This is a genomic window from Shinella sedimenti (genome assembly GCF_022601905.1).
GTDB lineage: Bacteria > Pseudomonadota > Alphaproteobacteria > Rhizobiales > Rhizobiaceae > Shinella > Shinella sedimenti.
In genome coordinates this window covers 78,812-100,870 of sequence record NZ_JAKVIN010000005.1, presented here as the reverse complement: position 1 = coordinate 100,870, position 22,059 = coordinate 78,812, and the positions used below count along the sequence as shown (strand labels likewise).

Here is a 22,059-nt window from a genome sequence, read left to right as displayed (position 1 = left end):
GAGACTATGTTCAAAAAAGGTATGCGTATCCTCTTCGCAGCAACTGCCGTCGTGCCGCTGCTGTTCAGCTCGGCCTGGGCCGAAGGCCTCATCACCGTCATCGTCAACGATCCGTCCAACCCGTACTGGTTCACGGAAGGCGAAGTTGCCAAGAAGACGGCTGAAGGCCTCGGCTACACGGCCAATGTCGGCGCACACAAGGGCGACACGAACACTGAAAGCAACCTGATCGACACCGCGATCACCAACAAGTCGGTTGCGATCATCCTCGACCCGGCCAACGCCGACGGTTCGGTCGGCGCGGTCAAGAAGGCCGTTGCCGCCGGCATTCCGGTCATTCTCGTCAACGCAGAGATCAACCAGGAAGGCCTGGCCAAGGCGCAGCTCGTCTCCAACAATGCCCAGGGCGCCGCTCTCGGTGCGCAGCAGTGGGTCGAGTCGGTCGGCGAGACGGGCAAGTATGTCGAACTCTTCGGCGCGCCTTCGGACAACAACGCCGCAACGCGTTCAAACGGTTACGAAACCGTCCTGACGCAGTACCCGGACCTCGAGAAGGTCGGCCGCGAAGTGGCCGACTGGGACCGCACGAAGGGCCACGCCAAGATGCAGTCCCTGCTTCAGGCAAACCCGGACATCATCGGCGTGATCAGCGGTAACGACGAAATGGCCCTTGGCGCCATCGCGGCCCTGAAGGAAGCCGGCAAGCTCGACCAGGTCAAGGTCGGCGGCTTCGACGGTTCGCCGGACGCTGTTGCGGCCATCAAGGCCGGTGAGCTGCAGTACACCGTTCTCCAGCCGGTTGCCGTCTTCTCTGAAGCAGCCGTCAAGCAGGCCGACAACGTCATCAAGACGGGCTCGACCGGCGTTGAAACCGAAAAGCAGCTCTTCGATTGCCTGCTGATCACCAAGGACAACGTCGACAAGTACACCGCTCCGTTCGTTCTGAGCGAGTAATCAAGACTGGGAGCGCCTTTCGGGGCGCTCCCACCCGGATCCAGGGCACCGCCCGGTCAGCTTGGCATTCTCCTTGCCGCCCGATACGAGATACGACAGCTCTCACCTCGAAGCATGGCAGGATTTCCCGTGAACAAGAAAGTCGATGTCAAGGATTTGCTTTCGGAGGAACTGCCGAGCGATAGCCGGCAGGCCCGGCAGATCGCGCGACGCCAGATGATTGCCGAGGCGGTAATTGCCGAAGGCTCACTGCGCATCGAGGATCTGACCGAACGTTTTGGCATCAGCCTGATGACCGCACACCGCGATGTCGATGAACTCGTCAGCCGCGGCCTGTTTCGCAAGACGCGCGGCATCGTTTCCGCAGCGCCCACCAGCCTGATCGAATCCTCCGACGCTTATCGCGCGACGAAGCAGGCCAAGGAGAAGAAGGCCATCGCGAAGGCAGCGATGCAGTTCGTCGAGCCGGGGCAGGCCATCTTCATGGACGATGCTACAACCGTCCACGAGATGACGCGTTTCCTGCCGGCCAAGGTGCCTCTGACGGTCATCACCAATTCGCTCGTCCTCATCACCGAGCTAAAGGAGGTGAAGGACATCAACCTCATCTGTCTCGGGGGGCAGTTCTACCATTGGTGCAATGCCTTCATGGGGCACATCACCACCAACGAAATCCGCCGGCTGCGCGCCGATACAGTGTTCATGTCGCTGTCGGCCATCGTCGACGACGTGGTCTATCACCAGTCTCCCGAGACGGTGGAGACGAAGCGGGCGATGTTCGAATGCGCGTCGCGTCGCGTGCTTCTGGCTGATCATACCAAGTTCGAGCGGCGCGCCCTGCATCACTTCGCGACGCTGCAGGAATTCGACGCCGTGATCGTCGATGAGGATATTCCGGTCTCCCATCTGTCGCGCCTGCGCTCGAAGGGGATCAACGTGATAGTGGCGGACGGAGAGCGGTCCGGCTGAAGGGTTCGCTGCTGCGGACAGTTTGATGCCGGTTGCCGTTTTTCCTCCGCTTGAGAATGGAGAATACGATGCCCTGCATTCTGGGTATAGACAGCGGCCTGACCGTAACGAAGGCCGTGATTTTCGATGCGGATGGAACGGTTCTTTCCACCGCGCGCCGGCGCGTTCCACAACTCATCCCAGCTCCGCAGCATGTTGAGCGCGATATGGATGGCCTCTGGGAGGCAACGGCCGATGCGATGCGCGAGGCGGTTGCCGCCTGCGGCCGGCCGGCTTCCGACATCGTCGCCATCGCGGCCACGGCGCATGGCGACGGCATCTACCTGCTTGATAAGGAGACGCGGCCGCTCGGCAATGCCATCGTGTCGCTGGACACGCGCGCCGATGCGATTGCGGATGCCTGGAACAGCACCGAGATCGGCGAACGATCGCTTGCTCTGACCGGCCAGAAGCCACACGCTTCCGCGCCCTCCGCCATCTTGAGGTGGATACGCGACAACGAACCTGAGCGCTATGCGCGGATTGCGCATTTCATCGCTGCGAAGGACTGGCTGCGCTTCTGCCTCTGCGGCACGATCGGCACGGACCGCACGGAGGCGAGCACCTCCTTCACAGATGTTCGCACCCAAGACTACACTGACGACGCATTGCGCCTATTCGGGCTGGACCGTCTTGTCGGCCAGCAGCCGCTGATCGCAGGCTCTACCGATGTCGTCGGCGGCGTGACCGCGGCCACCGCGCGTCTGACGGGGCTCGTCGAGGGCACACCCGTCATGGCTGGTCTTCACGATGTCACCGCCTCCGCGCTCGGCATGGGTGGTTATGGCGAGGGTGTCGTCGCCGTCATTGCCGGCACCTACTCGATCAATGAGACGGTGTCGCGTGCGCCGAAGGTCGATGCGCGCTGGTTCTGCCGCAACGGCATCCTTCCCGGTGAATGGAACAGCATGTCGATCTCACCGGCCTCGACTGCCAATTACGACTGGTTCATCGATCAGTTCTGCGCTGGCGACGCGAAGGCGGCGGAAGCTGCCGGCCAGAGCATTCACACCATCCTCGGCAAGGAATTCGAGGCGGCGCGTGGGCGCCCGTCGAGCGTTTTCTTCCATCCCTATCTTTTTGGCTCACCCTTCGGAGGGGCCTCGAGCGCCGGGTTTTATGGCCTTAATGCCTGGCACGATCGTGGCGATCTGGTGCGCGCGGTCCTAGAAGGCATCGCGTTCAACCACCGCGTTCATGTCGATGCCTTGCGCGACGGCTTTGCACCGAGTTCGGCACGCTTGACGGGCGGCGTGTCGCGCAATCCGGCCATGGCCGGTCTCTTCGCCGACATTCTCGGTATGCCGGTGACGGCGACGCGCACCGAGGAGGCTGCGGCCTGGGGCGCGGCGCTCTGCGCCGGTGCGGGTGCGGGGCTTTTCGCCTCTCCGACCGACGATCCGCGCGATCTCGCATCGATCGAAACGACCTATCAGCCGGACCCTGACAGGCAGAAAGCCTATGACGAGAAGTACCGGATCTTTCTCGATCTCGCAGAGGCCATGAGGCCGCTCTGGCCGACGCTGCGGCGTCTCGGCGGCGCGGTACAGTAACAGGACATACCCATCATGACGGACATGGCAGCCGATGCGGTCGAAACATTCGACGTCATCATTCTCGGCGCGGGCATAAACGGGGCGGGGCTTTTTCGCGATCTCTGCCTTCAAGGGCTGAAGTGCCTGATTGTCGAAAAAGCGGATTTCGGCGCTGGCACCAGTGCGGCACCCTCGCGCCTCATCCATGGCGGCATCAAGTATCTGGAGACCGGCGAGCTTGGCCTCGTCGCGCAGTCGACGCTGGAGCGCAACCTGCTTTTGCGCAACGCGCCGCATTGCGTCGAGCCGCTGCCCACCTTCATCCCGTCCTTCTCGCTCATGAAGGGGGCTTTCGCCGCGTTGCGCACGCTGCTCGGGTCCACCACCGCGCCGCGCAGCCGTGGCGCCTTGCTCATCAAGATCGGCCTTGCGCTTTATGACCTTTACGGCGCGCGGCACCGCGTGATGCCGAAGCATCAATTCTTCTTCCGCCGGAAGGCGCTTCAGGAAATGCCAGCACTGACGCCGCGCATCGTTGCCGGCGGCATCTATTATGATGCCAAGATAAGCCGGCCCGAGCGGCTCGTCTGGGAACTGGTGCGCGATGGTCTCAACGCCAGCACGGGGTCCGGCGCGATGAATGGCGCCACGCTGGTTGGCCAACGGGACTGTTTGATCACGCTGCGCGACGCAGACGGAGTCGAACGGCTGGTTCGCGCCGGGACGGTGGTGAACGCCGCCGGCCCGTGGATCGATCACGTCAATGAAACGCTAGGCATATCGGGCAAGCTCATCGGCGGCACCAAGGGCTCGCATATCCTGCTGCAGCACCCGGAACTGGTGAAGAGCCTGAAGGGCCGGATGATCTATTTCGAGGCCGACGACGGGCGTATCTGCCTCGTCTACGATTTTCTCGGGCTCGCCCTGGTCGGCTCGACGGATATCAAGGCCGATAATCCTGATACCGTGCGCTGCGAGGAAGACGAGATCGACTACTTCATCGCCAGCCTGCGCTCGCTCCTGCCGAAGCTCGATTTCAGTCGCGACCAGATTGTCTATGCATATAGTGGCATCCGCCCGCTTCCGGCGTCAGACGCCAGCAATCCGGGCCTGATCAGCCGCGACCATTCTGCACCGGTCGCAGAGCCGGCCAAGGGACGACCGTTCCCGGTCATCTCGCTGGTCGGCGGCAAATGGACGACGTTCCGTGGATTTGCCGAAGAAGTCGCCGACACGATCCTTTCGCGCACTAGCCGCAGTCGCACGGTCAGCACGCAGATGCTTCCGATCGGTGGCGGACGAGATTTTCCGACGGACGACGCGGCACGCAAGGCGTGGATTGCCCGGCGTGCGGCGGAGAGTGGCCTTCCGGCGTCTCGGATAGAGGGACTGCTTGCGCGTTACGGCACGACCGCCGACGCTGTGTTGGCGCATATCCGTAAGGTGGGCGACCAGCCGCTCGCTCACGTGGAGGGTTATGGCCAAGGTGAAATCGACTGGGTCGTGCGTAACGAGATGGTCGGCCATCTCGCCGATATCGTCATGCGGCGCACGACGCTTGCCATCGAAGGCAAGCTGACGGCAGCGGGGCTCGATGAGATCGCACGCGTCGCAGCGACTGCTCTCGGCTGGAACGATGACAAACTGGCCGCTGAACTGGCTTCCGTGACCGCGCATCTCACGACGTTCAACCGCGTCAGCCTCTAAGCCGCGCGATTGTCCCCAGATCCAACCTGACCGCAATGGAGAGATCCGTTGTGACAGCGTACGCCGGAGGACCCGGCGTACCCGGTCTACGAGCAAGGCGCTCAGGAGGCGGATGTGAGCTTGACGTTGCCGCCGTGGCCACCGCCGCCGAAGACCTGATGGTGTCCGAACGAGGCACGCAATTGGTTGCGCGGCCCGGGCAGACCGAGTTCCGGGAAGAGCAGTTCTGAGACGCGGTAGGCCTCTTCGAGATGCGGATAACCCGAGGCGATGACCGTATCGATGCCGAGGTCCTGATACTCACGCAGGCGCGCGGCAACCGTTTTCGGCGAGCCGACCAGCGCGGTGCCCGCGCCGGACCGCACAAGCCCGATGCCGGCCCACAGGTTGGGCGAGACTTCAAGCTTGTCGCGGCGGCCGTTGTGAAGGGCGACCATGCGCGCCTGGCCGACCGAATCCGAATTCTTGGTCAGCACTTCCTGCGCGGCTGCAATCGCCTCGTCGGAAAGATGGGAGATCAGCCTGTCGGCAGCCTCCCACGCCTCGTCGTCCGTCTCGCGGACGATGAAATGAAGCCGGATGCCGAACGAGGCATCGCGGCCCTTGGCAGCGGCGGCCTTGCGGGCATGCGCGATCTTTTCCGCCACCTGCGCGGGCGGTTCGCCCCAGGTGAGGTACTTGTCGACGAGGCCGTCGGCGAAGTCTATTGCAGCGTCCGAGGAGCCGCCGAAATAGATCGGCGGGCGCGGTTGCTGCACCGGAGGAAGGCCAAGCTGGGCGTCGATTGCCTTGATATACTTGCCGTCGAGGTTGGACTTGCCGGTTTCGATCAGTTCGTTGAAGACCTTGAAGAATTCGGCTGCGTGGTCGTAGCGCTCGTCATGCGGCAGGAAGATGCCATCGCCGGCCAGTTCCTGCGCGCTGCCGCCCACGACGATGTTGAGCAGCAAGCGGCCGTTCGACACGCGGTCAAGCGTCGAGGCGAGCCGGGCATAATAGGCTGGGGTTGCCGTGCCGGGACGGATGGCGACGAGAAATTTCAGTTTTTCCGTGCGTGCGGCGAGATCCGCGGCAAGCACAAAGGACTCTTCGCAGGCCGCCCCGACCGGGATGAGCACGCCCGAATAACCCAGCCGATCAACGGCAACGGCGATCTCGCGGAAATAACCGGGATCCGACGGACGGCTCAGCTTGTCAGAGCCCAAATAGGAACCGTCACCGGATGACGGGATGAACCACAGGAAATCAAGGGGAGTGGCTGTCTTGGTCACGAAATGTCTCCTGCGGTGCGCATGGCGTCGTCTGGTGATGCGCCTGCGGAAACAGGCGTTTCCCCGAGAATAATAAATTCTATAGTTTCCATAAGGAATTTAATTCTCTTGTGACGAGGCCCGGTGGATTTTTATCGCGATCCGCGAATGTGCGGAAACGCGTTCGGTGTCTGCCAAAGTTTTTGAGCGGACATGCGGCGCTTCAACAAGACTTGGCTGACACCATATTCATTCCAGCGTTCACCGCGGCGCCTGGGGCTCTGCCTCACGGCTGAGGAAATCGGTGCCCTCTTGCCTTGGTGAGGACGAGAATGCGCGGGCGGGGGCGCCGCGCAAAACAATATTCCCACCTTACCACCAGAAATAATCTATAAAATCTATAAACAATAGACGTTTCGATTAAGCTGGTGCCATCAACAGTCGAGGGGACCAATGATGAGCCAGCAATCCGAATCCACGTTATCAAAGGGCTTTTCGCGTCGCAGCCTGATCAAGGCAGCAGGGGTGACAGCGGCAGCCGCCACGGCCGGCGTCGTCGGCGCCCGTTCGACGCGCTATGCGATCGCCGGCAATCCGATTCCGATCAAGCTGGAGTGGACGGAAGTGGCGGCCTGCCATTCGCCTGTCGGCTTCGGCCTTTCCAAGGGCATCTATGCCAAGCACGGTCTCGATGTGGAGCTGTTTTATCAGGGCGCGAGCGGCCAGACCCTGATCCAGGCGCTCGCCACCCGCAAGGCGGAAGCCGGGCCGGGCCTGCTGTACGACTGGCTGAAGCCCATCGAGCAGGGTTTCGACGTGCGGCTCTTTGCCGGCTCGCATGGCGGTTGCCAGAGCGTGCTCGTCAAGCCGGACTCCGACATCAAGATACTGACGGACCTAAAGGGAAAGACCATCGGCACCTTCGATGTGATGTCGCCGTCGCGCGTCGCCTTTTCCGTCGCGCTCGCCAAAGCTGGTCTCGATCCCGAAACAGACGTTACCTGGAAGGTCTTCCCGTTCGATCTGGTGGCGGAGGGCGTACTGAAGGGCGAGGCGGATGCCGTTGCGCATATGGATCCCTGGGCCTATTCCTATGAAAAGCAACACGGCTTCCGCCGCGTCGCGGACACGCAGACCGGCACCTTCACGGACCGCGTCTGCTGCGTGCTCGGCGTCAATGGCGATTATTACGAAGCCAACAAGGATGCCATCAAGCGCGTTGCCGCTGCCAATCTGGAAATCCACCAGTACACGGCGGAACACCCTGACGAGGTTGCCAGATGGTATTTCGATACGCTGAAGCCGGGCCTTCCGCTGGAGGACCTGACGGAAGTCCTCTCCTCCTTCACCTACCACGACCACTGGTTCGGCAAGGATCTGCTGAAGGAGGTTAAGATCGGTTACGAGGATCTCAAGCTGACCGGCGTCATCGATGCGTCGACGGACCCGGACGAGATCGCAAACCGCATCACCATCGACATCTTCGCGTGATGTCATGAGCGCTGCGGTGGAAAATACATTCGAAGGGGCAGGGCAGCGATCCTTCGGTCTGCCCTTAGCCGGTCTCTGGCGAAACGGCGTGTTTGCAGCCGGAACATGGCTGCTCGCCTCTGCCGTGACTTACGGATTGCCCGATGTCATCACCTGGGGTGCAACGGAGCTGTTCGCAATCGTGACGCTTCTCGGCGCAGCCTTCTTTCTTGTGCTGTCGGTGACGGTGCACCGGCTCGGCGGCCTGGGACGTACCCTTGTGCACTATGGGCCCTGGTTCATCGTCCTCGGCCTATGGCGTGCGATTTGGGAAGTGCTGACTGCAAAGCTCGGCTGGTTGCCCAAACCTTTCTTTTCGCCACCGCAGGGTTTGCTGCATGTCTATGTCACGGATTGGGAGCGGCTGCTGATCTGCGTCGCCTATACCGGGCGGCTCTGGGGTCTCGGCTTCTTTTCGGGCATTCTCGTGGGCTTTGCCGGCGGCGTGGCGCTCGGCTGGTCGAAGCGGTTCGCCTATTGGGGCATGCCGCTTCTCAAACTGATCGGCCCCGTTCCGGCAAGTGCCTGGATCCCCTGCACGTTCTTCCTCTTTCCGACCACTTTCCACGCGTCCATCTTCCTCGTGGCGCTGGCATCCGGCATTCCGGTCGCCATCCTCACGGCCGCCGGTGTCGGGCAGGTCAACCGCTCGTTCTATGATGTCGCTCGTACGCTCGGCGCCAGCAATCGCTTCCTCATCTTCAAGGTTGCCATTCCCGCATCGTTGCCGAACGTCTTCGTCGGCGTCTTCATGGGGCTTTACTACTCCTTCGCCGTGCTGGTCGTCGCCGAAATGCTGGGCGCGAAATTCGGCCTCGGCTGGTATCTCCAGTTCAACACGGCCTATTCGGCCTACGCCAATGTCTATGCCGCCCTCATCATCATGGCGCTGATCTGCGCTGGCCTCGTGCGCCTCCTCTTCGTGGTGCGCGACAGGCTGCTCGGCTGGCAGAAGGGGATTCTCTGATGGCGCTTGCTCTTGCGGAGAACGTTGTCTCGAACAGCATTGCCCTCGACATCGAAGGCGTCACACACCACTACGACCTCGACGGCAGGAATCTTCAGGTTCTCGACGATGTGAGCCTCGTTATCGAGCCAGGGGAATTCGTTGCCCTGCTCGGACCGTCGGGGTGCGGCAAGTCCACGCTTCTGAGGCTTGCCGCCGGGCTGGAGACACCCACCGTGGGGAACGTGCTGGAGGACGGCCTGCCGATCGCCGCGCCCAATCCGGATCGCATCCTCGTCTTTCAGGACGCGACGCTGTTTCCCTGGCGCACGGTACGGGACAATGTCGCCATCGGCCTTGAGGCACGGGGCCTCATCCGCGAGCGGGAGTACCGTATCGACGAAGTGCTGACACTGGTGAAGCTCGAGGGCTTTGCCGATGTCTACCCGCATCAGCTGTCCGGCGGCATGGCCCAGCGCGCAGCCCTTGCCCGCGCCCTCGTCAACGACCCCAAGCTGCTGTTGCTCGACGAGCCCTTCGGCAAACTCGACTCGCTGACGCGGCTGAGAATGCAGAACGAGCTTCTCGACCTCTGGAAGAGCGCCGGTTTCACCGCGCTTCTCGTGACGCACGATGTCGAGGAAGCACTGCTTCTCGCCGATCGGGTGATCGTGCTTTCGGACCGTCCGGCGTCCATCGTTGCGGAGGTTCGCGTCGATCAGCCACATCCGCGTCGGCGCGATGATGCCGGTCTCGTGGCGCTTCGTCGCGAACTGCTTGAAAAGCTGGGGATCTCCCATGACGTCTAGCGCCCGAACCTATCCGATCGTCGCAGCCGCTGGGGGCGTCTTTTCCCTCGCCGCGATCGGTTGGTGGTGGCTGATCTTCAGCAAGGTCGTTGAGGCGGACTACCTGACAGTCCGCCAGGCCGTCATCTGCATTGCCGGGGCGACGGACCTTTGTGCGCTCGCCCAGGCACTCTGCACCGACGATCACCTCTACGGCATCCGGTGGTACGCGCCGGAAGCCTTCTGGGCTGCAGCAAGCCTATTCCTTGCCGGCGCGTTGCTGTCGGCTCGTCCCGCGCGCGCCTGACGCGCCTCATCAAAGGAGAAATGTCATGACGATTCATCAATCCCCAGAGGTCGCCGAGCAGGATATCATCGACGTTCCCGCGGGAAACGCGACCTTCAAGAGCCGTCATCCCGAAACCATCGCGCTCCACGGCGGAAGCTTCCGGTTCGATCCGACGACGGGCGCGGTCGCGGTTCCGATCTACCAGACTTCCTCGTTTCAGTTGCCCGGCACCGAAGGGGCGGACAAGCTCTTTGCGCTTGAGGCGCCGGGCCATCTTTATACCCGTGTCTCAAACCCGACGCAGGATGTCTTCGAGCAACGCTTGGCCGAACTGGAGGGCGGTGCGGCTGCGCTGGCGGTTTCCTCGGGACAGGCGGCGTCGGCATTCGCTATCCTCAATCTTGCGCGTGCCGGAGACAATATCGTCAGCGCCGCGGGCCTCTACGGCGGCACCTGGGCGCTGTTTGCCGCTACGCTCAAGAGCTTCGGCATCGAGACGCGCTTCGTCGACGCTGCCGATCCTGAGGCGTTCGAGAAGGCGACGGATGAACGCACACGCGCCTACTACGCTGAATCCCTGCCAAACCCGAAGCTGGAAGTCTTCCCGATTGCCGAAGTCGCTGCAATCGGCCGCCGGCACGGCGTCCCGCTGATTATCGACAACACTGCCGCTCCCTTGATCATCCGGCCGCTGGAGCATGGCGCCGCTGTCGTCGTTTATTCGACAACGAAATATATCGGCGGACACGGCACCTCTATTGGTGGCGCGATCGTCGATAGCGGCAGCTTTCCCTGGACGGAAAACCCGGCGCGGCAGCCGAATCTCACGGAGCCCGACGCGAGCTATCAGGGCAAGACCTGGATCGAGAAGGCGTCGGCGATCGGCTTCCACCCCTACATCCTGCGTGCCCGTGCCGTGCTGCTGCGCGACATCGGCGCTGCAATCAGCCCGCAGAATGCGTTCCAGTTCATTCAGGGCCTCGAAACCCTGCCGTTGCGTCTGCGCCAGCACAACGAGAATGCGGTGAAGGTCGCCGACTATCTCAAAGGCCATGCCAAGGTCGAGCGCGTCATCTTCCCGAAACTCCAGGATGGAACGGCCCGTGCCCGTGCCGAGAAATACTTCAAGCCCGGTCATTTCGGTGCGCTTATCGGTTTCGAGCTGAAGGGCGGGCGCGAGGCGGGGCGACGCTTCATCGACGCGCTCCAGCTTTTCTACCACCTCGCCAATATCGGCGATGCCCGCTCGCTGGCGATCCACCCCGCAACGACGACCCATTCGCAACTGTCGCAGGACGATCAGCTCGCGACAGGAGTCACGCCCGGCTATGTGCGCCTGTCCATCGGCCTCGAACATCCCGACGACCTGATCGCCGATCTCGGACGCGCCATTGCACTGGCCTGATCCGTCCGTTCGATCGGCATGGCTCCGGCGTACCTCCTCCCGCGCCGGGGCTTCCCTTGCGGCAACGCCGGTTGCGCAAAAAGAAATGCATTTCACCTTTAACCGCATAAAAAAGATAGAATTTCTGTATTTGCGCGGGGCGACCGCTAGTCTCGTGTCAGATCACGGGCGCGGCGGATTTTCCGGCCACGCCAGAACAACGCGGGACCTTCGATATGACGATACACACCAAGCCGGTTCATCTGCCGACGATCGATTTTTCACGATTCTACGGCGATGCCGCAGAACGCGATGGTTTCATCCGGGAACTGACCGGCATTCTGCATGATCACGGCTTCTTTTACCTCACGGGCCATGGCGTTCCGCAGAGTCTGATCGACGATGTGATCGCGGTTTCGAAGCGATTCTTTGCCCTGCCGGAGGCAGACAAGCTGTCGATCGAGATGGTGAAGTCGCCGCATTTCCGCGGCTACAATCGAGCCGGATACGAGCGGACCCGTGGCGAGCAGGACTGGCGCGAACAGCTCGACATCAACACCGAGGGCGAGGCTGTCGAGGGTGGCGTATACACCCCCTGGGACCGGCTTCACGGACCCAATCAATGGCCCGAGGCACTGCCGGAGTTGAAGCCGCTTCTCCTGCGCTATCAGGCGGAAGTCACACGCATCGGCATCGACGTGCTGAAGGCGATCGCGCTTTCGCTGGGACAGCCGGAAAATGCCTTCGCCGACATCTACGAGCCGACGCCGTCGCAGCTCCTGAAGATTATCCGCTATCCGGGCCGCGAGGCCGCCGGCAGTGACCAGGGCGTCGGCGCGCACAAGGATGGTGGTTTCGTTACGGTCCTGCTGCAGGATACGACGCCCGGCCTGCGCATCCGCACGGAAGAGGGTGTCTGGATCGAGGCGCCTCCGGTGCCGGGCACCTTCGTTATCAACAGCGGCGAGCTGCTCGAACTCGCGACAAACGGTTTCGTGCGCGCCGACGTGCATGATGTCGTCACGCCGCCGGCCGGCGTGGAGCGCTTCTCGGTCGCCTTCTTCCTCGGCGCGCGTTACGACGCGATCATCCCGGTTATTCCGCTGCCGGAAGAACTGAAGCGCGGCGAGCGCGGCGTCACGGTCGATCCGCTCAATCCCATCTTCCGCGAGGTCGGCGTCAACCACCTGAAAAGCCGTTTGCGCTCTCACCCCGATGTGGCCGAGCGGCACCATACCGACCTGCTCCATCTTCTGGAGAAGCCCGCGAAAGCATGATGCAGGTCGCCGTTTCCAGCGCCGCCACACGAGCGCCGATACCGCCGTTACTTAGAAAGGAAGATCCATGAGCAGCGTCACCACGCTCGTACAGCCTCCCAAGGCGGCCAATCGCATCGCAAGCGAGGAAGACGCGCTGTCGGTTGCCCGCACCCTTGCGGCTGAATTCGCCGGAGGTGCCAGTCGGCGCGATTTCGAACGCGCGCTGCCGCACGAGGAATTGGACAGGCTTTCCGACTCGGGCCTACTCGCGATCACGGTTCCAGCCGAATACGGCGGCATCGACGTCTCGAATGCGGTGCTTGCCGAGGTCACAGCGATCCTGTCGGAAGCCGACAGCTCGATCGGGCAGATTCCGCAGAATCATTTCTATATCCTCGAGGCCTTGCGCCATGACGGGAGCGAGGCGCAGAAGCGCTTCTACTTCGGCCGCGCCCTTGCCGGCGACCGTTTCGGCAATGCCCTTTCGGAAGTCGGTACGAAAACGGTCGGGGACTACAACACGCGCATTACGCCTGACGGGGCGGGCTTTCGCATCAACGGGCGGAAGTTCTATTCGACGGGTGTGCAGTTCGCCCACTGGGTAACGGCCTTCGCCGTGGACGACCAGGAGCGGCTGACGATGTGCTTCGTGCCGCGTGAGACCGACGGCATCGAGATCGTCGATGACTGGGACGGTTTCGGTCAACGCACCACGGGAAGCGGTACGACGATCCTGCGCGACGTCTATGTTCCCGCCGATGCCGTCGTGCCGCATCAGAAGGGCTTTGAACGGCCGGGTACGATCGGGTCGGTCGGCCAGATCATCCACGCCGGCGTCGATCTCGGCATTGCCCGCGCCGCCTTCAAGGAACTTATCGGCTATGTGCGCGACAAGGCACGTCCCTGGATGGATTCGCGCGTCGAGCGCGCCGCAGATGATCCGCTGACCATTGCACGCATCGGCGATCTGGCGATCCGTATTGAGGCGGCCGAGGCGACGGTGGAGCGGGCCGGGCGGAAGATCGACCAGGCGCAGGTGAGCCTCAACGCGGACAATGCGGTCGCCGCAACGCTCGCTGTCGCCGCTGCCAAGGTGCTGACGACGGAGCTGGTCATCGACGCAACGAACGTGCTTTTCGAGCTTTCCGGCACATCCGCGACGAAGCGCGGCCTCAACCTCGAACGCCATTGGCGCAATGCCCGTACACACACGCTGCATGATCCGGTGCGCTGGAAGTACCACGTTGTGGGCAACTATCATCTCAACGACGTCATTCCGCCGAGAAACGGAGCGCTGTGAAATCAACCTCGTGGTGGGGGTGGTCGCCTGGCCGCAATCTCTCGGGATTGCGGCCTTTTTTTATCGACCGAGCCCCCATCGGTGTATCTGGCACCCCGAGGGTTCCGTTGAAAAGCGATTTCCATAATTAATCCATATAAAATATGGAATTTCTGTATTTAATAAGCCGGAGCATTATTCTCAGCCAGAACTGGAAGCCACTCGGCATTCCCCACCGCTGGAGACACAAATGGCACGCCACATTCGCTTCAACGCCTTCGACATGAACTGCGTGGGCCACCAGTCACCGGGCCTGTGGGCGCATCCGCGCGACAAGTCCTCGAAGTACAAGGACCTGGACTACTGGCAGGACCTTGCCCGCACGCTGGAGCGCGGCGTCTTCGATGGCATCTTCATCGCCGACGTCGTCGGTTACTACGATGTCTACAAGGGTTCGAATTACCATGCCATCCACCAGGCCGCGCAGATTCCCGTGAACGATCCCCTCCAGCTGGCAGCGCCGATCGCGCTTGCCACGAAGCATCTGGGTATAGGCATCACCGCGTCGACGTCCTTCGAACACCCCTATACCTTCGCGCGGCGGCTTGCGACGGCGGATCACCACACAAAGGGCCGCGTGGGCTGGAATATCGTCACCTCCTATCTGGAGAGCGGGGCGAAGAATGTGGGGCAGGGCGGTCTTCGCCGGCATGACAACCGGTACGAAGTCGCCGCCGAATATCTCGAAGTGCTCTACAAACTCCTCGAAGGGTCCTGGGAAGAGGGCGCCGTTGTGCGCGATAGCCAAAATCGCATCTTCACCCATCCCGAAAAGGTTCACGAGATCGCTCACAAGGGCAAGTATTTCGAAGTGCCGGGCTACGGTTTGACGGAGCCGTCGCCGCAGCGCACGCCGGTGCTGTATCAGGCCGGTGCGTCCGGCCCCGGCAAGGCTTTCGCCGCCGCGCACGCCGAGTGCATCTTCGTGGCCGCGCCGACCAAGGCCGTGCTCAAGGCCTATGTCACCGACATTCGCCAGCGGATTGCCGACGCCGGCCGCGATCCGAAGAAGGTCTATATCTACACGCTCGTCACCATCATTACGGACGAAACGGAAGAGAAGGCGCAGAAGAAATTCGAGGACTACCGCGGCTACGTGTCCTATGATGGCTCGCTGACCTTCATGTCGGGCTGGAGCGGCATCGATTTCGGGCAGTATGCGCCGACCGACGTGGTGGAGAGGATCGAGACCAACGCCATCCACTCCTTCGTCGAGCACATTGCCGGCGGCGACAAGTCGTGGACCATCGACGAGTTGGCACAGTTCGGCGGCATCGGTGGCATGGGGCCGGTCTTTGTCGGATCGCCGGAGCGCATCGCCGATATCCTGCAGGAATGGGTGGCGGATACCGATGTCGATGGCTTCAACATCGCCTATGCCGTCACACCGGACAGTTTCGAGGATGTCGTCGGTCATATCGTGCCAGAACTGCAGAAGCGCGGCGCCTATCCCACGGCCTACAAGCCGGGAACGCTGCGGGAGAAGCTCTTCAGGGAGGGGCCATATCTGCCGAAGTCCCACCCGGCGGAGAGCTACAGGGATATCGAGGCGTTGAAACAGCGCGAAGCCGAGGTGATCCCGGCCGTGAAGATCGCGGGGTGAGCATGACCGTGCCTTTCCAGCACAAAGGACTGGCCCCGCCTGTCTTCGCCATCATCGGCGGTGGCTTCACCGGGGCGGCCTTGGCCTATCATCTCGACGGTCTTGTAGGTGCAGCGGCTGTCCGGATCGTCGTCTACGAGCCGCGTGCCACGCTCGGCGGCGGACTTGCCTATGACACGGCCGAACCGGTCCATCGCATCAATGTGCCGGCGTCGCGCATGTCGCTCATTCCGAGCCAGGGAGAACATTTTCAGGATTGGCTGCTCGAGACAGGCGCGCTCGATGACGATGCGGAAGCGACGACGCCCGATGGGCACGTCTTCGCGCGCCGCTCGACCTTTGGGCGTTACGTTGCAGCCCACCTTCAGCCGCTTCTGGCGGCGGGCGCTGTCGAACATCACAGGGCGCGCGTCGTCGCAATCGAGCCGGCAGGCAAGGCATGGCGGATCGAGGCGGAGGATGGCACCAGCCTCGTGGCCGACCACCTCGTCCTGGCGACAAGCCATCCGGGGCCGCAGGCGCCGGCTGCCATCGAGCGGGCGCTTGCCGGGCACCCTCGTTACGTCGCGGACGCCACGCGCCCATCGGCGCTCGCGGCGATCCGTCCGCGCGACCGTGTGCTTATCGTGGGAACGGGATTGACGGCGGCCGACATCATCGCGGCGCTCGACGCGGCCGGCCATTCCGGCATTATTACCGCTGTTTCCCGGCGCGGGTTGCGCTCGCGCGGCCACAATCTGCTCCCGCAGGAGCCGTTCGGCGAGTTCGTCGATCCGCCGAGCCGCACGGCGCGTGCTTTGTTGCGGCGGGTTCGTCGTACGATCGCGGTTGCGGAGGCGCACGGCGTGACATGGCATGCGGTCTTCGATCCGCTGCGGGCTCAAGGTGGCGACATCTGGCGCGCCTTGCCGGTTGCCGAGCGAAGACGGCTGGTGCGCTTTCTGCGGCCCTACTGGGATGTCCACCGCTTCCGCATCGCCCCACAGGTCGAGGCGGCCATCGAGCAGCGTCTTTCGACTGGTGGTCTCGGCTTTCATGCGGCATCGCTTGTTTCGGTCGTCCGCGAACCGGACGACACGATCGCGGTCACTTTTCGCCCGCGCCGCGGCGGTCTGCCCTTTAAAGGGCGCTACGATGCCGTCGTGCTGGCAACAGGGCCGGGGCATGGCAGCATCCTGTCCAGCCAGCCCTTTCTTGCCGGACTTGCCGAGGCCGGCGTTCTGAAGGTCGACAGCGTCGGTCTCGGCATAGCGGTCGATGCCGAAAGCCGCGCAATCGGCGAGGACGGCGTCAACGTCGGAGATATCCACGTCGCCGGACCGCTTGCCCGCGGCACGTTCGGGGAACTGATGGGCCTTCCCCAGGTGACGGAGCATGCAGTCTTCGTGGCCGAGCGGGTCGCAGCGGCACTGGCTCGGCCTGCCTCGCAAACGGTCACGGCGGGGGAATGCCGGATCGACTGAGGCGCGACGGCATGCACGTGGCTGCCGTCACAATACCTTCATGAAGCCTTCCTATCTCTAAGCCGCGCCGATGCTGGCCTCCCGGCCCGCACGCGCCTCACTGACCCCGGCGGCGGCCGCTTCCGGGCGCAGCTTCCATTGGCGGATACCGGTCATGTTCAACGATAATCATCTGAACCGCATCAAGGCGGAAATTGCCGACAGCTTCGACGAGGAGCTGGAAATGCAGATCGAGGAGGACCGATTGGACGACCTCATCTCTGAGGGCATGTCCGAGGCGCCTGCGCAGACGCTGGAGCGCCGCATCTATTTCCGCGAGCTGTTTCGCCTTCAGCACGAGCTTGTCAAGCTTCAGGATTGGGTTCAGCACCAGAAGCTCAAGGTGGTCGTGCTGTTTGAAGGCCGTGATTCCGCCGGCAAGGGCGGCGCCATCAAACGCGTCACCCAGCGGCTTAACCCCCGCGTCTGCCGCGTTGTCGCGCTGCCTGCACCGACCGAGCGCGAGCGCAATCAGTGGTACTTCCAGCGATACGTGCCGCATCTTCCGACGGCCGGCGAAATGGTGCTGTTCGACCGCTCCTGGTATAATCGCGCCGGTGTCGAGCGCGTCATGGGCTTCTGCACGCCCGACGAACTGGAGGAATTCTTCCGGTCGGTGCCGGAATTCGAGCGCATGCTCGTCCGCTCCGGCATCATCCTTATCAAATACTGGTTCTCGATCACCGACGACGAGCAGGAATTCCGCTTCCGCATGCGTATCCATGATCCGCTGAAGCAATGGAAGCTGTCTCCGATGGACCTGGAAAGCCGCGTTCACTGGGAGGACTACACCAAGGCCAAGGAAGAGATGCTGGAACGTACGCACATTCCCGAGGCACCCTGGTGGATCGTCGAGGCCGTCGACAAGAAGAGGGCGCGCCTGAACTGCATTGCCCACCTTCTTGCGCAGGTGCCCTACGAGGATGTGCCGAAGGCCGCTGTCGACTTGCCCGAGCGCGTGCGGCACGACGACTACATCCGCCGCGAGCCGCCGGACGAAATGTACGTTCCCGAGGTTTTCTGACGCGCGGTCATGTCCCTGGCCCTTCTGAATGAGAGTGAAAGCGGACATGCGCCCGGGCTCGTCGGCGCATGGCGTGGAGAAGGCGGCGGCCGCGTGCGGCCGATCGCGCCGCAGGATCTCGATACGGCACTGGCCGATGGCAGCGGGTGGGTCTGGCTGCATGTCGATCTCGTCGATCAGCGCATGCACGGTTGGCTGACCGGGCGCTGTGCCCTTCCCATCGCCGCACGTGCCGTCCTCGACGGGCACGACGAGAGCCTGGTGCTGGGCCATGAGGCGGGCACCACCCACGGCGTCGTGGTCGACCTGGAACAGGACATGGGACGCGTGACGACTGTCGTCGGACGGCTGCATTTCGCGCTGACCGACCGGCTTCTCGTCACGGCGAGGCGTCATCCGCTCGCCGCGGTGGATAGGGTGCGCCGCTCGTTCTCCGAGGGATTTGCGCCCGCCACGGCCTACGAACTGTTCGAAGGCATTGTCGCCGCCTTCTGCAAGAACACCAATCTTCGGCTCAAGGAGGCCTCGGGCCTGCTCGATACCATTGAGGATCGTATCGTCACCGAACGGCTGAGCGACGAACGGCGCAGCCTGAAGGAGGTCCGCCGTCTTGCGGTCTCCCTGCATCGGCCCGTCGCCGGCATGGTGGCGCTCTTCGATGAGGAGGACCGCGAAGGCTGGATGCTGTCGGAAACCGCTCATGCCGTGCTGCGCAGGCTTTCCCTGCGTCTCGAAAGGCTGGATCGCGAAATTGTCACCGTCAATGATCGCGCCCGACTGCTTCAGGAGGAAATGGCGGCCGAGCTTGCCGATGAGTCCAACCGCAGCCTTCGTGCGATGGCGATCATGAGCGCGCTTCTTCTGCCCGGCACGCTTGTCGTGGGCGTCTTCGGCATGAACACGGCCGGCTTGCCATTCAGCCACGGTGATTCGGGTTTCGGCTGGGCCGTGGCACTTGGGATCGCCGCGACCGGACTTTTCTACTGGTTGCTGCGGCGTGCCGGGATCAGCCTGCGCTTCTGAGGATTGCGAGACCGCGAAAAAGGGGCTTGCAATCTCATCTAAATTCTATTGTTTTAGTAGGGAAATGCAGAGTCACCGCTCGTCCCGCGTGGGGCGAGCCCTGGAATACCGCCTGATGCAACACAGGAGAGGAGCCGACAGATGACGCTTGTTCCAAGCCATTTCGCCCAGCAATCGCGAGAGACCGGAGCCCTTGCCCGCATCGCCGTGGTCGGTCGCGGCTTTACCGGCATGATGACCGCAATTGCCTTGCTGAAGACGTTCGACAGGCCGTTCCACCTCGTACTGCACGATCCCTATCCAAGGATCGATGGCGGCGAAGGCATCGCCCATGCGGCATCGCCGCTGCTGAACAGCCGGGTACGGGATCTCTCCATCGATCCGATCCTGCGCGATGATTTTCGGGCCTGGCTGGAAACGGACGGTCGCTGGGATGCGGGTGGTCAGACAGGCGCCGCTGGCGCGGTCGACCATGCGTTCGTTCCCCGTGAAATTTTCAGTGCGTATGTCTATCAGCGCTTCGCCGAGGCGCTGCGCGGGCGCACCGACGTCATCATGCAGGTCAGCGCGGAGAGCGTGGCCGCCGTCGAGCGGCACGCGCAAGGCGGATTGAATGTCTTCTCCGGCGGGGAGCGCGCGCGCTTCGATGCGGTGTTCCTGGCGACAGGTTATGGCCTGCGCGACGGGCGCGAGGACACGGCTGCGCAGGGAGCAACCGCAGAGGCGATCGTCATTGGCGGCGGGGTTCATGCGGTCGATCGCGCGCTTCGCCTGTTGGCGTCCGGCGGCGCGGCGCATGTGACGCTCATTTCCGCGTCCGGTTTCCTGCCCCAACCGCATACCGCGGCTGCCGTCGGCACTGTGGTGTCGGACAGGCCTTTCCCAAACACGTTGCGCGGGGCTTTCCGCTCGCTGCGCGAAGCGGCCAACCGCGCGGCCGTGGACGGATCCGGCTGGCAGGGGATCATGAACGATTTCCGTCAACGGGCAGGCGATCTCTGGAGAGGATTGACGCCGGATGAGCGCCGACGCTTCAAGCGGCACGTCAAGCCGATCTATGACAGCCATCGAAACCGTCTGCCGCCCGCCCAGTATGCACGTCTGCGTGAGGCGATCGCCAGCGGCGCGATTACCGTCCGAAAGGGCAAGGTCGAGCGCATCGCGACAAACGGGGTGCTCCTGTCGACGGCCGGAGGCCTACAGGTTCTTGCCGCCGACGTGACGATCGATTGTCGCATTCGGTCGGCGGATCTGGATTCGTCGCTGTTCAGGGCTTTGTTCTCCACCGGCGTCGCGCAGCGGGACGAACTCGACCTCGGCGTCTTTGTCGATGCCAGCGGCCGCGTGGTGAATGGCGAGGATCGTTTCGAAGGTCTTTTCGCCATGGGGCCGCTGGGCCTTGGCAGTCTGCCGGATATCGACCTCGTGCCGCAGATCGTGACGCAGGCCTATGCGGCGGCGTCGGCTCTCGCCGAGCGTCAACTCATCGGCGTCGATGTCGTTCGGGCCGAATGACAGCCCTCTTACGGGAGCACGGTGTCGATGGACGGGTGGAAGACTGGACGGTAACCAGCACGCAGCGCCATGACCGTCGAGGGCGGTGTCAGCAGGCCGTCGGCATGATCGAGGCCTCGCGGAGGCGCATACCCTTCAACGGTCCAGCGATGGGCGTGACCGCGGCGCATTGTGTAGGCGTCCGTGCCGGCCGCGACAACGGAACCGTCCGGCAGGGCGGACGGCGGACCCTCCATGGGATGCCGGCGCTTCTGCCCGTTTTCCAGACGTTCGGCATGGAGTTGAGCATCGATTTCCCGGGCCGAGGGTTGTTCTGCCGGATAGCAGGCGCGGAACTGTTCGGCCTGTGGCCGGCGGCAGAAGAAGCAGGGCCGATGCCCCGCGGCAAGGGCAACGGCTTCGTCCAGGAAGAAAAGCTCCGTCCAGCTGCGCGTGCTCATCACGTCGCGGCGGACGTTCTTGAAATCGCAGTCGCAGATGATCCAGGCCTTGCTCGTCCAGCGCCTCTTCAACAAAGTACGGGTAGCGGGGTCGTGGATGATGCCGCGATTGCCCGTGAAAAGGCCTCGTTGCGCAATGGCGACGATCTCGCCAAAGGGTGTGACGCGGTTCTGTAAACTCATAGTTGGCTCCGGCATGTCGGGCGCTTCCCCAACGTAGCATGACAGACGGAATTTTCGATGGACGCGACCCGCAATCGTGTTGCCTGACACAAAACAGGGCGCATAGAGGCAGACGCACAGAGTGCATATTTTCTATAAAAATAGTCAAATTAAGAAAGACGTGCCTGCTGATGCCCTGCCGGGTTTGCTATGCCTTTCACCATTCGAAGTCTCTGCCGGAGCGGGAACGATGAACGCGCATGTCGAAAACATTCTTTTCAACGCCGAAAACACGGCATTGCTCAACCAGCCAACGGATGCGGACAGCCTGAAGGCGGCCCTGCGCACGCTTGGCGGCGGCGTGAGCATCATCACGGCGGGCGAGGGGGAAACGCGCACAGGAGCCACCGTGACCTCCGCGACCGCCCTGTCCGTCGAGCCCGCGCGAATGCTGGTCTCTCTCAACCGTTCGTCCTCCACATGGCCCGTGGTCGAGCGCTACGGTCATTTCGGGATTAACATCGTCGGGGCGGCCCATGAGGAGATCGCCAACCAGTTCGCCGGCCGCGGCGGCCTGCGCGGGCCGGCCCGTTATCGCGGCGCCGAGTGGACAACGGCCGTCAGCGGCGCACCGCTGCTGGTCGATGCCGTTGCGGCGATTGACTGTGTCGTCGAAGAGGCCATCGAGCGGCACAGCCACGTTATCGTCATCGGCACCGTGCTGGCTATCCGCCTCGGCACGGGCCGTTCGCTACTATATCAGGATGGACGCTACCACGCGGTCGCTTGACGACGGACGCC

General features: G+C 62.9%; 19 protein-coding genes. 17 read left to right on the top strand and 2 right to left on the bottom strand.

Translation table 11 applies throughout. The features are described 5' to 3' along the window. The first annotated feature begins 6 nt into the window (after positions 1-6). The 4 genes from MKI86_RS12805 (at position 7) to MKI86_RS12790 (ending at position 5,204) form a co-directional block, all read left to right on the top strand. Entirely contained in the window at positions 7-954 is a 948-nt protein-coding gene (locus MKI86_RS12805; protein ID WP_134648774.1) for a D-ribose ABC transporter substrate-binding protein, read from the top strand. Between the two features lie 114 nt (positions 955-1,068). Next, positions 1,069-1,923 carry a DeoR/GlpR family DNA-binding transcription regulator gene (locus MKI86_RS12800; RefSeq protein WP_241601298.1) on the top strand — a complete coding sequence of 285 codons (855 nt, stop codon included), beginning with the start codon at positions 1,069-1,071 and terminating at the stop codon, positions 1,921-1,923. Between the two features lie 68 nt (positions 1,924-1,991). Beyond that, a complete protein-coding gene (locus MKI86_RS12795) occupies positions 1,992-3,515 on the top strand; it encodes an FGGY-family carbohydrate kinase (RefSeq protein ID WP_241601297.1) in 1,524 nt (507 codons plus the stop codon). Between the two features lie 15 nt (positions 3,516-3,530). Continuing rightward, positions 3,531-5,204, top strand: a complete 1,674-nt coding sequence (locus tag MKI86_RS12790) for a glycerol-3-phosphate dehydrogenase/oxidase (RefSeq protein WP_241601296.1) — start codon at positions 3,531-3,533, stop codon at positions 5,202-5,204. Between the two features lie 101 nt (positions 5,205-5,305). Here the strand turns inward: MKI86_RS12790 and ssuD are convergent, their stop codons facing one another. Beyond that, positions 5,306-6,475 (bottom strand): FMNH2-dependent alkanesulfonate monooxygenase, encoded by a 1,170-nt coding sequence (ssuD, locus tag MKI86_RS12785; RefSeq protein WP_241601295.1) that lies wholly within the window; start codon positions 6,473-6,475, stop codon positions 5,306-5,308. 435 nt (positions 6,476-6,910) lie between these two features. Here ssuD and MKI86_RS12780 point away from each other — a divergent pair, with 435 nt between their 5' ends. The 12 genes from MKI86_RS12780 (at position 6,911) to MKI86_RS12725 (ending at position 20,656) form a co-directional block, all read left to right on the top strand. After that, positions 6,911-7,945, top strand: coding sequence for an ABC transporter substrate-binding protein (locus MKI86_RS12780; RefSeq protein ID WP_241601294.1), 1,035 nt, complete (start codon positions 6,911-6,913; stop codon positions 7,943-7,945). A gap of 16 nt (positions 7,946-7,961) precedes the next feature. Continuing rightward, entirely contained in the window at positions 7,962-8,951 is a 990-nt protein-coding gene (locus MKI86_RS12775; protein WP_241601293.1) for an ABC transporter permease, read from the top strand. After that, on the top strand, positions 8,951-9,739 hold the full coding sequence (locus tag MKI86_RS12770; protein ID WP_241601292.1) for an ABC transporter ATP-binding protein: 789 nt from the start codon (positions 8,951-8,953) through the stop codon (positions 9,737-9,739). Before MKI86_RS12775 ends, MKI86_RS12770 begins: the two co-directional genes overlap by 1 nt. After that, entirely contained in the window at positions 9,729-10,025 is a 297-nt protein-coding gene (locus tag MKI86_RS12765; RefSeq protein ID WP_241601291.1) for a hypothetical protein, read from the top strand. The genes MKI86_RS12770 and MKI86_RS12765 overlap by 11 nt, the downstream gene beginning before the upstream one ends. A 25-nt stretch (positions 10,026-10,050) precedes the next feature. After that, positions 10,051-11,412: an O-acetylhomoserine aminocarboxypropyltransferase/cysteine synthase family protein gene (locus MKI86_RS12760; RefSeq protein ID WP_241601290.1), complete on the top strand. Its 1,362-nt coding sequence runs from the start codon at positions 10,051-10,053 to the stop codon at positions 11,410-11,412. Between the two features lie 215 nt (positions 11,413-11,627). Then, entirely contained in the window at positions 11,628-12,668 is a 1,041-nt protein-coding gene (locus MKI86_RS12755) for an isopenicillin N synthase family dioxygenase (RefSeq protein WP_241601289.1), read from the top strand. A 67-nt stretch (positions 12,669-12,735) separates the two neighbouring features. Beyond that, the gene (locus tag MKI86_RS12750) at positions 12,736-13,950 is read left to right on the top strand and encodes an SfnB family sulfur acquisition oxidoreductase (protein ID WP_241601288.1); all 1,215 of its coding nucleotides are present in this window, start codon (positions 12,736-12,738) and stop codon (positions 13,948-13,950) included. Positions 13,951-14,179: 229 nt separating this feature from the next. Continuing rightward, positions 14,180-15,592, top strand: a complete 1,413-nt coding sequence (locus MKI86_RS12745) for an LLM class flavin-dependent oxidoreductase (RefSeq protein WP_241601287.1) — start codon at positions 14,180-14,182, stop codon at positions 15,590-15,592. 2 nt (positions 15,593-15,594) lie between these two features. After that, entirely contained in the window at positions 15,595-17,055 is a 1,461-nt protein-coding gene (locus MKI86_RS12740; protein WP_241601286.1) for an FAD/NAD(P)-binding protein, read from the top strand. Positions 17,056-17,209: 154 nt separating this feature from the next. After that, a complete protein-coding gene (gene ppk2, locus MKI86_RS12735; RefSeq protein ID WP_241601285.1) occupies positions 17,210-18,118 on the top strand; it encodes a polyphosphate kinase 2 in 909 nt (302 codons plus the stop codon). A gap of 9 nt (positions 18,119-18,127) precedes the next feature. Further along, a complete protein-coding gene (locus MKI86_RS12730; protein WP_241601284.1) occupies positions 18,128-19,141 on the top strand; it encodes a CorA family divalent cation transporter in 1,014 nt (337 codons plus the stop codon). A gap of 141 nt (positions 19,142-19,282) precedes the next feature. Beyond that, positions 19,283-20,656 (top strand): FAD/NAD(P)-binding protein, encoded by a 1,374-nt coding sequence (locus MKI86_RS12725; protein WP_241601283.1) that lies wholly within the window; start codon positions 19,283-19,285, stop codon positions 20,654-20,656. A gap of 8 nt (positions 20,657-20,664) precedes the next feature. On the opposite strand, the gene MKI86_RS12720 is transcribed toward MKI86_RS12725, so the two are convergent. After that, a complete protein-coding gene (locus MKI86_RS12720; RefSeq protein WP_241601282.1) occupies positions 20,665-21,279 on the bottom strand; it encodes a hypothetical protein in 615 nt (204 codons plus the stop codon). A gap of 229 nt (positions 21,280-21,508) precedes the next feature. Between MKI86_RS12720 and MKI86_RS12715 the strand changes: the two genes are divergently transcribed. Beyond that, the gene (locus tag MKI86_RS12715) at positions 21,509-22,048 is read left to right on the top strand and encodes a flavin reductase family protein (protein WP_241601281.1); all 540 of its coding nucleotides are present in this window, start codon (positions 21,509-21,511) and stop codon (positions 22,046-22,048) included. The last annotated feature ends 11 nt before the right edge of the window (positions 22,049-22,059 follow it).

What these genes read in the sequence shown, in the direction of transcription:
- MKI86_RS12805 (WP_134648774.1), top strand. Translation starts at nt 7, where the DNA reads ATGTTCAAAAAAGGTATGCGTATCCTCTTCGCAGCAACTGCCGTCGTG.
- MKI86_RS12800 (WP_241601298.1), top strand. Translation starts at nt 1,069, where the DNA reads ATGGCAGGATTTCCCGTGAACAAGAAAGTCGATGTCAAGGATTTGCTT.
- MKI86_RS12795 (WP_241601297.1), top strand. Translation starts at nt 1,992, where the DNA reads ATGCCCTGCATTCTGGGTATAGACAGCGGCCTGACCGTAACGAAGGCC.
- MKI86_RS12790 (WP_241601296.1), top strand. Translation starts at nt 3,531, where the DNA reads ATGACGGACATGGCAGCCGATGCGGTCGAAACATTCGACGTCATCATT.
- MKI86_RS12780 (WP_241601294.1), top strand. Translation starts at nt 6,911, where the DNA reads ATGAGCCAGCAATCCGAATCCACGTTATCAAAGGGCTTTTCGCGTCGC.
- MKI86_RS12770 (WP_241601292.1), top strand. Translation starts at nt 8,951, where the DNA reads ATGGCGCTTGCTCTTGCGGAGAACGTTGTCTCGAACAGCATTGCCCTC.
- MKI86_RS12765 (WP_241601291.1), top strand. Translation starts at nt 9,729, where the DNA reads ATGACGTCTAGCGCCCGAACCTATCCGATCGTCGCAGCCGCTGGGGGC.
- MKI86_RS12760 (WP_241601290.1), top strand. Translation starts at nt 10,051, where the DNA reads ATGACGATTCATCAATCCCCAGAGGTCGCCGAGCAGGATATCATCGAC.
- MKI86_RS12755 (WP_241601289.1), top strand. Translation starts at nt 11,628, where the DNA reads ATGACGATACACACCAAGCCGGTTCATCTGCCGACGATCGATTTTTCA.
- MKI86_RS12750 (WP_241601288.1), top strand. Translation starts at nt 12,736, where the DNA reads ATGAGCAGCGTCACCACGCTCGTACAGCCTCCCAAGGCGGCCAATCGC.
- MKI86_RS12745 (WP_241601287.1), top strand. Translation starts at nt 14,180, where the DNA reads ATGGCACGCCACATTCGCTTCAACGCCTTCGACATGAACTGCGTGGGC.
- MKI86_RS12740 (WP_241601286.1), top strand. Translation starts at nt 15,595, where the DNA reads ATGACCGTGCCTTTCCAGCACAAAGGACTGGCCCCGCCTGTCTTCGCC.
- ppk2 (WP_241601285.1), top strand. Translation starts at nt 17,210, where the DNA reads ATGTTCAACGATAATCATCTGAACCGCATCAAGGCGGAAATTGCCGAC.
- MKI86_RS12730 (WP_241601284.1), top strand. Translation starts at nt 18,128, where the DNA reads ATGTCCCTGGCCCTTCTGAATGAGAGTGAAAGCGGACATGCGCCCGGG.
- MKI86_RS12725 (WP_241601283.1), top strand. Translation starts at nt 19,283, where the DNA reads ATGACGCTTGTTCCAAGCCATTTCGCCCAGCAATCGCGAGAGACCGGA.
- MKI86_RS12720 (WP_241601282.1), bottom strand. Translation starts at nt 21,279, where the DNA reads ATGAGTTTACAGAACCGCGTCACACCCTTTGGCGAGATCGTCGCCATT.
- MKI86_RS12715 (WP_241601281.1), top strand. Translation starts at nt 21,509, where the DNA reads ATGAACGCGCATGTCGAAAACATTCTTTTCAACGCCGAAAACACGGCA.